Origin of the sequence: Bradyrhizobium sp. SPXBL-04 (assembly GCF_051853035.1) — a bacterium.
GTDB lineage: Bacteria > Pseudomonadota > Alphaproteobacteria > Rhizobiales > Xanthobacteraceae > Bradyrhizobium > Bradyrhizobium zhanjiangense.
The window spans coordinates 4,179,963-4,193,896 of the sequence record NZ_CP182472.1 but is presented as its reverse complement, the minus strand read 5'-3'; the positions used below and the strand labels follow the sequence as shown (position 1 = coordinate 4,193,896).

Annotated in this window: 10 protein-coding genes, 1 tRNA gene and 1 pseudogene; 9 read left to right on the top strand and 3 right to left on the bottom strand. The window is 64.8% G+C overall.

Going from position 1 to position 13,934, the window contains the following annotated elements; all coding sequences use genetic code 11:
- The first annotated feature begins 114 nt into the window (after positions 1-114).
- From ACNJX8_RS19800 to ACNJX8_RS19780, 5 genes are read left to right on the top strand one after another with little or no spacing between them, the layout of a single operon-like run.
- On the top strand, positions 115-420 hold the full coding sequence (locus tag ACNJX8_RS19800) for a hypothetical protein (RefSeq protein ID WP_128941788.1): 306 nt from the start codon (positions 115-117) through the stop codon (positions 418-420).
- Positions 421-474: 54 nt separating this feature from the next.
- Entirely contained in the window at positions 475-1,749 is a 1,275-nt protein-coding gene (ihpA, locus tag ACNJX8_RS19795; RefSeq protein ID WP_439361735.1) for a divalent metal ion exporter subunit IhpA, read from the top strand.
- Positions 1,746-2,723, top strand: coding sequence for a divalent metal ion exporter adaptor subunit IhpB (gene ihpB, locus ACNJX8_RS19790; protein ID WP_439361734.1), 978 nt, complete (start codon positions 1,746-1,748; stop codon positions 2,721-2,723). Before ihpA ends, ihpB begins: the two co-directional genes overlap by 4 nt.
- Positions 2,716-5,934 (top strand): efflux RND transporter permease subunit, encoded by a 3,219-nt coding sequence (locus ACNJX8_RS19785; RefSeq protein ID WP_439361732.1) that lies wholly within the window; start codon positions 2,716-2,718, stop codon positions 5,932-5,934. Before ihpB ends, ACNJX8_RS19785 begins: the two co-directional genes overlap by 8 nt.
- A 2-nt stretch (positions 5,935-5,936) precedes the next feature.
- Positions 5,937-6,929, top strand: coding sequence for a cation diffusion facilitator family transporter (locus ACNJX8_RS19780; protein ID WP_164940345.1), 993 nt, complete (start codon positions 5,937-5,939; stop codon positions 6,927-6,929).
- A 125-nt stretch (positions 6,930-7,054) separates the two neighbouring features.
- On the opposite strand, the gene ACNJX8_RS19775 is transcribed toward ACNJX8_RS19780, so the two are convergent.
- A complete protein-coding gene (locus ACNJX8_RS19775; RefSeq protein WP_439361731.1) occupies positions 7,055-7,915 on the bottom strand; it encodes a class I SAM-dependent methyltransferase in 861 nt (286 codons plus the stop codon).
- A 169-nt stretch (positions 7,916-8,084) separates the two neighbouring features.
- On the opposite strand from ACNJX8_RS19775, the gene ACNJX8_RS19770 reads away from it, so the two are divergent.
- From ACNJX8_RS19770 to ACNJX8_RS19755, 4 genes and pseudogenes are all read left to right on the top strand, one after another.
- Positions 8,085-9,176, top strand: coding sequence for an acyltransferase family protein (locus ACNJX8_RS19770; RefSeq protein WP_439361730.1), 1,092 nt, complete (start codon positions 8,085-8,087; stop codon positions 9,174-9,176).
- Positions 9,177-9,606: 430 nt separating this feature from the next.
- Positions 9,607-9,971: pseudogene (locus ACNJX8_RS19765) on the top strand (caspase family protein); the annotation flags it as partial.
- 231 nt (positions 9,972-10,202) lie between these two features.
- Entirely contained in the window at positions 10,203-10,559 is a 357-nt protein-coding gene (locus tag ACNJX8_RS19760) for a hypothetical protein (protein ID WP_128933421.1), read from the top strand.
- A gap of 227 nt (positions 10,560-10,786) precedes the next feature.
- Positions 10,787-10,863 (top strand) — tRNA-Val (locus ACNJX8_RS19755).
- Between the two features lie 140 nt (positions 10,864-11,003).
- On the opposite strand, the gene ACNJX8_RS19750 is transcribed toward ACNJX8_RS19755, so the two are convergent.
- A complete protein-coding gene (locus ACNJX8_RS19750; RefSeq protein ID WP_439361729.1) occupies positions 11,004-11,408 on the bottom strand; it encodes a GFA family protein in 405 nt (134 codons plus the stop codon).
- A 70-nt stretch (positions 11,409-11,478) separates the two neighbouring features.
- Complete coding sequence (gene lon / locus ACNJX8_RS19745; protein ID WP_091899076.1) at positions 11,479-13,902, bottom strand: endopeptidase La; 2,424 nt, start codon at positions 13,900-13,902, stop codon at positions 11,479-11,481.
- Between the last annotated feature and the right edge of the window lie 32 nt (positions 13,903-13,934).

Genomic DNA, 13,934 nt, shown 5'->3' with positions numbered 1-13,934 from the left:
TCGACACTGTTCCCGTCGCCGTGCTAGGCCAGCCTGACTGTCAGGATGAGTAAATTCGTGGTCTTGAACCGCCGGCCGTTTAGTCTCAGGCGCACGCGCAATTGGCGTGGACTCATGGCTGTGTTTGTTGCGGTCATGTACCTGCTGTCGGGCGCGCTCCACGGCACTCATGACATCGATGTGACCAGCCCGTCCGGCGGCTCGGAAATCGCTTCGATCCTCGATGGCTCCACGGGCCACGGCGACCACAAGGCGATCGGCGGCCATCATTGCCATGGCTGCTTCTCGGTGACGGTGGCGCAGCCGGCGCTATCCGCCACATCGGTCGCGCTCGTGTCTGCATCGCGCCCGCAACGCGCACCCCAGCTCGCCGGAATTATTCCCGATACCGACTCCCCGCCTCCCAAACCTATTGCCTGAACGGATTGGTCGGGCCCCCGCGCCCATTAGGTTCATCCTTCACAGGTCGGTTTCATGTTTTGCAGGGGAATGGCCGCGCGCCTCGCGTGCGCGGCGGCGTGTCTGCTTGTCGGATTGGCGCTTGCACCGTCTCACGCCCAGACTTTGACGATGCGGAGCGCGCTGTCGCGCGCGCTGGCCGCGAGTCCGCGCCTGACGGCGGCGGAGCGCGACGTCGGCATTGCCACGGGTCAGCGCATCCAGGCGGGCGCACTGCTCAATCCGGAACTGTCCTACGAGCAGGACGATTCATTCGGCTCTGGCAGATATCGCGGCACGCGATCGGCCGAGACCACGCTCCAGATCAGCCAGGCTTTCGAGCTGTTCGGCAAACGGGAGGCGCGGATTGCCGCGGGCGCAGCCGGCATCGAGGTCGCCGCCATTCAGCGCAAGGCCGTCAGGCTGGAGGTGCTGTCGGAGACAGCGATCGCTTTCCTCAGCGTGCTCGGCGCGCAGCGGCGCATCCAAATCCTGGACGAACAGATCGCCGCGATCGACCGCCTGACGCCGCTTCTCCGCCGCCGCGTCGAGGCCGGCGCCTCCTCCCCGGCCGAGACCGGCCGCGCCGAAGTCGCCTCCGCCCTGGTGAAGGCGGACCGCGAGCGCTTCAAGGCGACGCTGGCCAGCGCCCGGCGCGAGCTGGCGGTGCTGATGGGAGATCCTGCCGCGAAATTCGGCGAGGTCTCCGGCCGGCTCGATATCACGGGACGCCCGCCGACGTTCCAATCGGTCGTCGCCGCGATCGATGCCAATCCGCAGCTGGTGCGCTGGACCGCGATCTATGCTCAGCGCAATGCCGAGCTGTTGCTGGCACGGCTCAAGCCCTACCCCGACGTGCGGATCGCGGCTGGCTGGCGCCATTACAACGAAACCAATGACGATGCTGTGCGCCTCACGCTCTCGGTGCCAATTCCCGTGTTCGACCAGAACCAGGGCAACATCCTCTCGGCACAGGAAAGCCTCGCCAAGACCAAAGCCGAGCGCGAGGCCAACCGCAACGCGCTGATCGTGATCGCCGGCCGGGCCCATGACTCGCTGCAAGGCTCGCTGCGCGAGCTCGCGGTCCTGCGCGAGACCGCGATTCCGAAAGCCGTTGAGGCGTCCGAGGCGATCTCGCAAGGCTACGGTCAGGGCCGCTTCACCCTGCTCGAAGTGCTGGACGCCCAGGCAAGCGTCACCCAGGCGCGGCTGCGTGAGCAGGAGGCGCTCCAGAACTTTCATGCGGGGGTGGCGACCATCGAAGGCCTGGTCGGCAATCCCTTCACGCTGGCGCGGGAGAGCGCACGATGAAGACGTCCTCCACCATTGTCGTCGCTGTCGTTGCCGCCGCTCTCGGCGCTTGTGGCTATGCCCTGCTGGCGCCGGCCAGGGTCCCGCCCGCCGAGCATGCCGCGGACAAGAAGCCGGAGAAGCCGAACGACCATGTCGAGCAGGACGAGCATGGCGCCGACCGCATCCGCATCTCCGACGTCAAGCTCGCTGCCGCCGGCGTGGTGCTGGCGGAGGCCGCGAGCGCGACGCTGACCGACACGCTCGCCTTCAACGGCATCCTGCGCGCCAACCAGGAAGCCGTGGTGCAGGTGACGCCGCGCTTTCCGGGCATCGCCAAATCGATCCTGAAGCGCATCGGCGACAAGGTCGCCAAGGACGATCTGCTCGCCGCGATCGAGAGCAACCAGAGCCTTACCGTCTACGAGCTGAAGGCGCCGATCGCCGGCACCATCATCGAGCGGCAGATCTCGCTCGGCGAATACGCTTCCGAGCAGAAGCCGGCCTTCGTCGTCGCCGACCTCTCCACCATCTGGGTCGATCTGTCGATCTACCGGCAGGATCTGCGGCGCGTCCACCTCAACGACGAGGTTCTGATCGATCTCGACGATGGCCGCGGCGAGATCAAGGGCACGATTTCCTACATGGCGCCGATCGGCAGTAGCGAGACCCAGACCGCGCTGGCCCGCGTAGTGCTGCCAAATCCGGACGGACGCCTGCGTCCCGGCTTGTTCGTCACGGCGCGGCTGATCCTTGCCGCGCGCAATGTCGCGGTTGCCGTGCGCCGCAGCGCGATCCAGACGCTGGAGAACAAGACGATCGTGTTCGTCCGCGAGGACGGCGACAAGATCGAGGCGCGCCCCGTGGAGCTTGGGGATTCCGATCCGCGCCATGTCGAGATCAAGGCGGGCCTTGCGGCCGGCGAGCATTACGTCGCCGAGAACAGTTTTGTGGTCAAGGCGGAGATGGGCAAAGGAGACGCCGAGCATGATTGAGCGTCTCATCGCCGCCTCACTGCATCAGCGCTGGCTGGTCCTGCTGCTCGCGCTTGGCGCCCTCGCCTTCGGCGGCTGGAATTTCCAACGCCTGCCGATCGACGCCGTGCCAGACATCACCAACGTTCAGGTCCAGATCAACACCCGCGCGCCCGGCTATTCGCCGCTCGAGACCGAGCAGCGCATCACCTTCCCGGTCGAGACCGCGATGGGCGGCCTGCCGAAGCTCGACTACACCCGCTCGCTGTCGCGCTACGGCCTCAGCCAGGTGACGGTCGTTTTCAAGGACGGCACCGACATCTACTTCGCCCGCCAGCTCGTCGGCGAACGCATCCAGCAGGTGAAGGACCAGCTTCCGGCCGGCGTCGAGGTCGCAATGGGCCCGGTCTCCACCGGGCTCGGCGAAATCTTCATGTACACCGTCGAGGCCAAGGCGGGCGCCAAGACGCAAGGCGGCCACGACTATTCGCTGACCGATCTACGCACCGTGCAGGACTGGATCATCCGGCCGCAGCTTCGCAACGTGCCGGGCGTGATCGAAGTCAACACCATCGGCGGCTTCGAGCGCCAATTCCACGTGCTGCCGGACCCCGGCAAGCTGATGGCCTACCGGCTCGGCTTTCGCGACGTCATGACCGCGCTTGCCGCCAACAACGCCAATGTCGGCGCCGGCTATATCGAGCGCAACGGCGAGCAGTATCTGGTTCGCTCCCCAGGCCAGGTCGGCAACGTCAACGAGATCCAGGACATCGTCATTGGCTCGCGCGGCGGCAATCCGGTCAGGATCAGGGACGTCGCGACCGTAACCGAAGGCCGCGATCTGCGCACGGGCGCCGCGACGTGGAACGGCGAGGAAACCGTGCTCGGCACCGCGATGCTGCTGATCGGCGAGAACAGCCGGACCGTGGCGCGCCGCGTCGCGGCCCGTCTCGAGGACATCGCCAAGTCGCTGCCCGAAGGCGTCATGACGCGGACGGTCTACGACCGCACCGATCTGGTCGAAGCCACCATCCGCACCGTCCGGAATAACCTGCTGGAAGGCGCGGCGCTGGTGGTGGCCGTGTTGTTCCTGATTCTCGGCAACATCCGTGCCGCCCTCGTCACCGCCTGCGTCATTCCGCTGTCCATGGCCATGACCATCACCGGCATGGTCGCGACCAAGGTCAGCGCGAACCTGATGAGTCTCGGCGCAATCGACTTTGGCATCATCGTCGATGGCGCCGTGATCATCGTCGAGAATTGCCTGCGCATGCTGGCCGCGGCCCAGCGCGACAAAGGCGGGCTGTTGACGACGTCCGAGCGCCTGCGTGCGATTCTGCGCGGCTCGCGCGACGTCATCAAGCCGAGCCTGTTCGGAACGCTGATCATTGCGGTGGTCTATCTGCCCGTGCTGACGCTGACCGGCGTCGAAGGCAAGATGTTCACGCCGATGGCGCTGACCGTGCTGATGGCGCTGGGCGCTGCCGTGCTGTTCTCAATCACCTTCGTGCCGGCTGCCATTGCCATCTTCGTCACCGGCAGGGTGTCGGAGCACGAAAACCTGTTCATGCGGGCAGCGAAACGCGCCTATCTTCCCCTGCTCCGATTTGCCATCGACAACCGGCTCGCCGTCGCAATCATGGCCGTCGTCATCGTGGTCGCCAGCGGTATCGCCGCCGCGCGCATGGGCGGCGAGTTCATTCCGAGCCTCGACGAAGGCGACGTCGCGCTGGCCTCGATCCGGATTCCCGGCACCAGTCTCACGCAGTCGCTTGAGCTTCAGAAAGCGCTGGAGAAACGCATCAAGCAGATCCCTGAAGTGAAGGAGTTCTTCACCCGCATCGGCACCGCCGAGATCGCAACCGACCCGATGTCGCCCGCACAGACCGATGGCTACATCATGCTGAAGCCGCGCGCCGAATGGCCCGACCCGGACAAGCCGAAATCGGAGGTGATCGAGGCCATCGATCACGCCGCTGACGACATTCCCGGCAGCGCCTATGAAATCTCCCAGCCGATCCAGTTCCGGGTCAACGAGCTGATCTCCGGCGTGCGCAGCGACGTCGGCGTCAAGATCTTCGGCGATGACCTCGACATCCTGCAAGGCGCGGCCAAACAGGTGGAGGCCGCGATCCGCGGCATCCGCGGCGCCAGCGACGTCAAGATCGAACAGGTCGCAGGCCTGCCGATCCTCACCGTCCGGCTCGACCGTCAGGCGCTCGCCCGCTACGGCCTCAGCGTCGGTGAGGTGCAGGGCATCGTCGAGATCGCGGTGGGCGGCAAGTCGGCCGGCAAGCTGTTCGAGGGCGACCGCCGCTTCGACATCGTCGTGCGCCTGCCGGAGCATCTGCGCGGCAATCTCGAAGCGATCCGGGCGATCCCGATCCCGCTGCCGCCCGGTGAGGAGGCCGGCTCCGGCACGGCCATTCGGACCGCGCTGGCCGCCTCCCCGCTCACCCAGATGCGTTATGTGCCGCTGTCGTCGGTCGCCACCGTCGATGCGACGCCCGGTCCCAACCAGATCAGCCGCGAAAATGGCAAGCGGCGCATCGTCGTCACCGCCAATGTCCGCGCGCGCGACCTCGGCTCCTTCGTCGCCGAGGCCGAGGCGGCCGTAGCCGAGAAGGTCAAGCTGCCGCCCGGCTACTGGATCGGCTGGGGCGGACAGTTCGAGCAGCTGGTCTCCGCGACCAAGCGGTTGACGATCGTGGTGCCGGTGGCGCTGCTGCTGGTGTTCCTGCTGCTCTTCATGGGCATGGGATCGGCTGCGGATGCGGCGCTGGTGTTCTCCGGCGTGCCGCTGGCGCTGACCGGCGGCGTTGCGGCACTGCTGCTGCGCGACATTCCTTTATCCATCAGCGCCAGCGTCGGCTTCATCGCGCTGTCGGGCGTGGCCGTGCTCAATGGGCTCGTCATCATCGCGTTCATCGAGCGGTTGCGCCGCGAGGGACGGTCTGTCGTCGATGCCGTACACGAGGGCGCGCTGACGCGGCTGCGGCCGGTGCTGATGACGGCCCTCGTCGCCTCCCTCGGCTTCGTGCCGATGGCGCTTGCAACCGGCGCCGGCGCCGAGGTGCAGCGGCCGCTCGCAACCGTGGTGATCGGCGGCATCATCTCCTCGACCGTGCTGACGCTTTTGGTGCTGCCGGCGCTCTACGTGCTGTTCCGCCGTGACGCAGGCGCCGAAACGCTTACAATGGCGCCTGATTTGACAGCGTCAGCGGAGCGCTAGAGGTGGCCGGCCACGACCATCACGGACATCACCACCATGATCATGCCGGCCATTCGCATGATCATGGTCACGACCATGGCCATGCTCATGGCCACAGCCACGGACACGCGCATGTCCATGCGCCGGCCAGCTTTGGCAAGGCGTTCGCGATCGGAATTTCGCTCAACACCGCGCTGGTGGTGGCCGAGGCGGTCTATGGCTATATCGGCAACTCCACCGCCCTGCTCGCGGACGCCGGCCATAACCTGTCCGACGTGCTCGGCCTGGTCGTGGCCTGGGGCGCGTCGATTGCGGCAAGGCGCGCGCCGAGCGGCCGCTTCACCTATGGCCTGCGTGCCTCCACGATTCTTGCCGCGCTGGCGAATGCGGTGTTCCTGCTGGTCGCAACCGGTGCCATTGGTTGGGAGGCGATTTTGCGCCTGCGCGCGCCGGAGCCGGTCGCCGGCGTCACGGTGATGGTGGTGGCCGGCATCGGCATCCTCATCAACGGCTTCACCGCCATGCTGTTCGCGCGCGGGCGCAAGGACGACATCAACATCGAAGGCGCGTACTTGCACATGGCCGCCGATGCCGCGGTCTCGCTCGGCGTGGTGGTCTCGGCGGCGCTGATCATCTGGACCGGCTGGCTCTGGCTCGATCCCTTAACCAGCCTCGTCATCTGCGCCACCATCCTCTGGAGCACGACCAGCCTGTTGCGCGGCTCCATCGACATGTCGATGGCAGCCGCACCCAAGGGCACCGACCTTGCCGCGATCAGGACATTCCTGCTGGCGCGACCGGGTGTCTCCGGGATCCACGATCTCCACGTCTGGCCGATCTCGACCACCGAGACGGCGCTCACCTGCCATCTCGTGATGCCCACTGGGGCCGGCGACGCATTCCTGATGGAGACCGCGCAGCTGCTCAAGACCTCATTCCGCATCGGCCACACCACGCTTCAGGTCGAGACGCATCCCGAAAATGGCTGCGCGCTGGCGCCGGATGATGTGGTGTAGAATTCACACGCCCATCCACATCGTCATTGCGAGGAGCACTTGCGACGAAGCAATCCAGACTGTCTCTGCTGAGACAGCCTGGATTGCTTCGCTGCGCTCGCAATGACGATGGGGAAGCAACGCGCCTACGCCGCCTTCGCCGTCACGATCCAGATCGCGCCCTGCAACGTCACTGACTGCCCCTTCAGGAACGGGGCGAGCATGTCGCGGATCGAAGCCTTGGCTGCGTCATAGGTCTCCGGCGGATGCCCTTGCAGCGCGCGGCTGGCGGGGCCGATCTGGAGCGCGCCGTCGACGGCGGCATCGAGGCCACCGCCGATCGCGATGTCCATCGCAAGATTATGCGGCTGCATCGCCGCGTCCACGAAGCCGGCACCCTTCAGGATGCGCATCACGCGCTCTTCTGATGCAAAGGCGAACGGGCCCGGCTCCTCCGGTCCGACCGGCGGCATTTTCGGCACGTGCTTGTAGACCGCCATCAGCGGCGCCATCATCCACGGATTTTCCTTCGGCTCGCGCCAGCAGGCGAAGGCAAGCCGCCCGGACGGCTTCAGCGCACGGCGGAGATTGGTGAAGGACGCGATGGGATCGGCGAAGAACATCACGCCAAAGCGCGAGGCGAGCAGATCAAAGCTCGCCGACTCGAACGGATGAACCGTCGCATCCGCCAGCACGAAATCGAGCGGCAGCCCCTTCGGCGCCGACGCGCGCGCCTGCGACAGCATGGGCTCGGACACGTCGAGGCCGAGCGCAAAGCCACCAGGCGCCACCGCCTTCGCGAACGCGACCGTCGTTGCACCCGAGCCGCAGCCGACGTCGATCACGCGCTCGCCCGGCTTCGGCTTGGCGCGATCGATCAGCACGTCCGCGATTGGCCCGAGCAGCGTCTCCTGCACCGCATGACGATCAGCCCAGCGCTGTCCACTTGGGCCGTTCCAATAGGCGATCTGGTCGGCGTTGAGCTCGTGTCCGCTAGGCTGTTCCATCACCCTCTCCGCGACAGGGCCGAGCGTCCGCGCCCGGCCCAAGACGCTTATCCACATGTCCTTCCCTGCTGCAAGGCCGATTTCAACGCTGCGGCCGAGGCTGATGTGCCAAGCCAAGTTGACACAGCCAAGCGGCCCTGCGCTAACTCAGGGAACAGGAGAACACCCCTTGAAGTCGGAACGATCAGTCGGCATCGATTGCCTGCGCGCCATCTCGATCATCTGGGTGCTGCTCTATCATTTCGTCCCGGGTCAGGCTTTCAGCCGGGGCACGTTCGGTGTCCTGCTGTTCTTCATCATCAGCGGCTATTGCATCGCGTTCAGCGTCGAGACGTCGCAATCGGCATGGCACTTCTATGCCAAGAGGCTCGGCCGCCTGCTGCCGGCGTTGATTATCTGCGGCCTGCTGACGACGCTGTTCAAGAATCTCATGCCCGAGCTGGTCGAAGCGGGCCGCGAGGTGAACTGGTTCGACTACGCCTATACGCTGGTAGCTCTTCCGACGCTCAACGTCCTCCACGTCGACCACCATCTGCCCGACGGCGCCTATTGGTCATTGCAGATCGAGTTTCAGTTCTACCTCTTCTGCTTCATGATGATGGCGCTGGGGCTCAAGCAACGTCTGCTGGCATTGCTCTGCGTGGTGACCATCTTCCGGACCCTGACCACCAGCACGGACTATTCCACGTCCAACGATTTCTTCCCGTTCTTCATTGCCGGCATGAGCGTGGCGGCCCTCGTCAGGGGGCGCAGCGGGGAAGCGATCATGGGAATAGTCGTGGCGTTCTCGCTCGAGCTCTATCATCTTTATTTCAACGTCAAGCAGCCGTCGGTCGCGATCGAGATGTACCGGTCGCTGTTGCTGTGGTCCGGCACCGCCGCGGTCTATCTTGCCGCGCGGTATGACCATGTTCTGCTTCGATCGTTTCGCGCCTTGGCCGTTCCCTTGGCCTTCATCGGCGTCATCAGCTATCCGCTCTACCTGCTGCACCAGGACATCGGGAACATGATCCTGCATTGGGCTCACATTGGCCGGGACTACAGGTCGGCCCTGCTGGTTCGAGCTTTCGTGCTGCCGGGTTTCCTCGCCGGCATAGCCTGGCTGGTCTATGCACTTGTCGAGAGGCCAACGATCAAGCCGCTGACCGCCTTCCTGACCCACCCGCTCGCCTGGCTTCGCCAATGGCAGCCCGCGGCAGTCAAATCCTCCGCCGCTGCCAACGCCGGCGACGTCATGCCCCAGGACTTGCCAATCCGATAGCGTCCTTGCCAGTCCGATAGCGTCGGCTTTCGCGCAGGCAGGCGCGGCAGCAATCTCGATAGATGAGATCCAGCAGAGTACGCATCGGCCGACCCTCCGTTGTCGCTAGCGGCTTGATATGGCCCACCTCGACGGAGGCTCCTGTGACATTGGTCACATAGGAGGCTTTGCCTTGGTGGCATGCTCCGACTACTCTGATCATATTGCGATTTGGGGCTGCAATGCGCATCGAAGCTCGCCAGCTTGGCGTCGAGCTTCGTGCCGGCGTACTTGTTGAACAGCGTCAGCGAGCGCTGTGACGAAGCGTTCCAGTCGCCGCCCGCCGAAGCCGTCAGACAGCCGACGCGGCGGAGTTCTGACTGCACCAGCTTCGTCATTTCCTGCGGCGACAAGCTCGGCTGCGACGAAATCGGGGCGACGGCGGCGACCGCTGGACGCGATCAAGGCCAAGCCGGGCCGCGTCTGCCCGCTGGTTTGCGATCACGGCTTCAAGGCCGACGGCGACGCCTGCGTGAAGATCGCCTGCCGCGCGGGCTATCGCGTCAATGACGAGAACGAGTGCGAGAAGGTGCAGGAGAAAAGCCGATAGCGACGCGCGATAATTCGAAAGGGCGGGATAGCGAGCGGAAACAAACGGAGGCTGCGCCACCATCTCCGCAAGCCAAATCGTCAGGACAGATAATTTGCAATGCAGCCGGTTGCCGTCCAATTCGATCGGGCTGCAGGCTCGAGGCAAATAGAGCCGGGGTACGTGGCTACGGCAGTGGACCTGGCGACGTCGAAGTTTGCAACTGACAGCGGTGTAACCGTCCAGCAGTACTGCTTAACTTGAAGCTAGCCCCAACGAGAACGACGCTGCCTCGCTCGACCTGCGAGCGCAGACTGGTGGGCGGTCACGGATTCGAACCGCGGACCCTCTGTGCGCATTGCGGCCGCATTGGTTTCACCGAACGGCCACATCGGAATCAGATGCCAACCAGATTTCCTCGATAGCTTCGCCGTTCCTCAAACTGGAAAGGCAAGACCATGCGCAGCTTCACGGCATCCGTCATCGTTGCAGCTCTCTCGCTCGGAACACCTACTCTGGTGCAGGCACAGGGCGCATCGTCGCAACCCGGCGCGGAACAGCCGTCCACTCAGTCGAGCACGGTGATCCGGAGCATACAGGTCGTGGACGTCAAGGAATTGCAGCCGGCGGTGCGCGCGAAAGTCGATGAACTCGTGGCGCACACAAGCGATAAAGACATCCAGTCGCTTCGGCAGTCCATCGACGCTACACCGGAGGCAGCCTCCGTGCTCAAGGCCAAGGGCTTGAGTTCGTCCCAAGTCGTTGCGATCAACATCGCCGACGGAGTCCTGACGATGTTCACCAAGACCGCCTGATATCGGACGGGAGTTGAGACGCCGCCCGGCGGCCGCGAGCACGATCGCCGCCTCCTCGGCCGGACGACGAGATCCACGCGACGATAGAGGGTCGCCCTGCGGCGGGCCTGCTGCAGGGCTGCTCGTGTCCAGCATGAAAACCCGGACCAGGCCGCAAATTGCGACGCGCTCGGCCCTTGCTTCGGCACCCGCCGGGGCGCTAAAGAGGCGCACTTGAAGGCGCACTTGGGCGGTTAGCTCAGCTGGTTAGAGCATCTCGTTTACACCGAGAGGGTCCGCGGTTCGAATCCGTGACCGCCCACCAGCCTTCGCTCGCTTCGCGAGCTACGGCTCGGCAGGCCAGCACAGCACGTCATGAGCGCGAAGTGAGCGAAGGCTGCCGCGCCGAAACCCATCGGGCGAAGGCGGGCCCTCAGACGCGAGCCACGGCTCGGCAAGCCAACCTCAATCCTTCGGCCTTCCTGGCAGCCCCGGCACCGCATCGATCCAGACCACCGCCGACTGGCACCAGATCTGCCGGACCGGCCTAAGAGCGTTGCGCTGGCGGATGCTGCCCCAGCGGATACCCCAATCGTCGGCGTCATCGCCCTCGCCGCTCGTGAACAGCGGGGAACCGCAATCGGCGCAGAAATGCTGGAAGCGCATGCGGCCGTTGTCGCCGCGCTTGCCGTAGATCTTGGGCGTGCCGCCGGTCAGGCGGACGTCCGCTCCGGAACAGACGGCCGTCACCCGAAACGGCGAGCCGGTCAGCGTCTGGCAGTCGGTGCAGTGGCAGACCGAAACCTCCTCGGGGTCGATGTCGGCCTCGAAGGTGATCTTCCCGCAATGGCATTGCCCATCGATCTGCATCGCCCTCTCCCCTCGGCCCGAAAACAAAAACGGCGCCCGAAGGCGCCGTTCTATCATCTTTCGTTGAGCCTTAGTGAGCGGTCAGGCCGCCGGCGGCCTCATCCCCATCCGGCTTCACCGTCACCTTGGTGTCTTCTTCCCAGACGATCGGCACCGGCTTCTTCACCAGCGCCTTGGCGACGACGTCGTCGAGGCGCGAGACCGGGATGATCTCCATGCCGCCCTTGATCGCATCGGAAATCTCCGTGAGATCCTTGGCGTTGTCCTCGGGGATCAGCACCGTCTTGATGCCGCCGCGGGCAGCTGCCAGCAGCTTCTCCTTCAGACCACCGATCGGCAGCACGCGGCCGCGTAGCGTGATCTCGCCGGTCATCGCGACATCGTGGCGGACCGGAATGCCGGTCATGACCGAGATGATCGCGGTGGCCATGGCGACGCCAGCGGACGGACCGTCCTTCGGCGTCGCGCCCTCCGGCACGTGCACGTGGATGTCGCGCTTGTCGAACAGCGGCGGCTCGACGCCGTAGTTGATCGCACGCGAGCGGACGTAGGACGCCGCCGCCGAGATCGACTCCTTCATGACGTCGCGCAGATTGCCCGTGACCGTCATCTTGCCCTTGCCGGGCATCATGACGCCTTCGATGGTCAGCAGCTCGCCGCCGACATCGGTCCAGGCAAGGCCGGTGACGATGCCGACCTGCGGCTCGCTCTCGATCTCGCCGAAGCGGTATTTCGGAACGCCGAGCAGCTCTTCCAGAGTCTTCTCGGTGACCTTGACCGACTTCTTCTTGGAGATCATCAGCTCCTTCACCGCCTTGCGGGCGAGTGTGGAGAGCTCACGCTCCAGATTGCGCACGCCCGCTTCGCGAGTGTAGCGGCGGATCAAAAGCAGCAGCGCGTCGTCGTCGATCGAGAACTCCTTGGAGTCCAGGCCGTGCTTGGACACCGCGTTCGGGATCAGATGCTTGCGCGCGATCTCGACCTTCTCGTTCTCGGTGTAGCCCGCGATCCGGATGATCTCCATGCGGTCCATCAACGGCCCCGGAATATTGAGCGTATTCGCGGTCGTGATGAACATCACGTTGGACAGATCGTAGTCGACCTCGAGATAGTGGTCGTTGAAGGTCGCGTTCTGCTCGGGATCGAGAACCTCGAGCAGCGCCGAGGACGGATCGCCGCGGAAATCGGCGCCCATCTTGTCGATCTCGTCCAAGAGGAACAGCGGATTGGACGACTTCGCCTTGCGCATCGACTGGATGATCTTGCCGGGCATCGAGCCGATATAGGTGCGGCGGTGACCGCGGATCTCGGCCTCGTCGCGCACGCCGCCGAGCGAGACGCGCACGAATTCGCGCCCCGTCGCCTTCGCGATCGACTTGCCGAGCGAGGTCTTGCCGACGCCGGGAGGCCCGACGAGGCACAGGATCGGACCCGTCAGCTTGTTGGCGCGCGACTGCACCGCGAGATACTCGACGATACGTTCCTTGACCTTCTCGAGCCCGTAATGATCGGAGTCCAGGATGGCTTGCGCCGCTTCCAGGTCCTTCTTGACCTTGGACTTCTTGTTCCACGGGATCGACAGCAGCCAATCCAGATAGTTGCGCACGACGGTCGCTTCCGCGGACATCGGCGACATCTGGCGCAGCTTCTTCAATTCGTGCTGCGCCTTCTCGCGCGCTTCCTTGGAGAGCTTGGTTTTGGAGATCTTCTCTTCGAGATCGGCGAGCTCGTCGCGACCATCGTCGTCGCCGAGCTCCTTCTGGATCGCCTTCATCTGCTCGTTGAGATAATACTCGCGCTGGGTCTTCTCCATCTGGCGCTTGACGCGCGAGCGGATGCGCTTCTCGACCTGGAGCACCGAGATCTCGCTCTCCATCAGGCCCAGCACCTTCTCCAGGCGCGTGGTGACGGACAGCGTTTCCAGGATACCCTGGCGGTCCGCGATCTTGACCGCGAGATGCGAGGCGACCGTGTCGGCGAGCTTGGCGAAATCAGTGATCGCCTGCACGACGCCGACGACCTCGGCCGAGATCTTCTTGTTGAGCTTCACATAGCTCTCGAAGTCGGACACGACCGAGCGCGCCAGCGCCTCGGCCTCGACCGACTTCGCGTCGGTGTCGGCGAGCGCGACGGCGGTCGCTTCGTAATAGTCGGCGCGATCGGTGTATTTCTGCACGCGCGCACGCTCGAGCCCTTCGACCAGCACCTTCACGGTGCCGTCGGGAAGCTTCAGGAGCTGGAGCACGCTGGCAAGCGTACCGGTCTCGTAAATCGCATCGGGCGCCGGATCATCGTCGGACGCGTTCTTCTGCGTCGCCAGCATGATCAGCGCATCGTTCTTCATCACCTCTTCGAGCGCGCGGATCGATTTCTCGCGGCCGACGAAGAGCGGCACGATCATGTGCGGGAAGACGACGATATCGCGCAGCGGCAGCACGGGATAAGCGTGCGTTGCGCCATGAACGATGGTTGGCCGGGGTTTGGGATTAGTCATGGCCTTTTCCTTTTGCTTTGCCCCCTCGCACG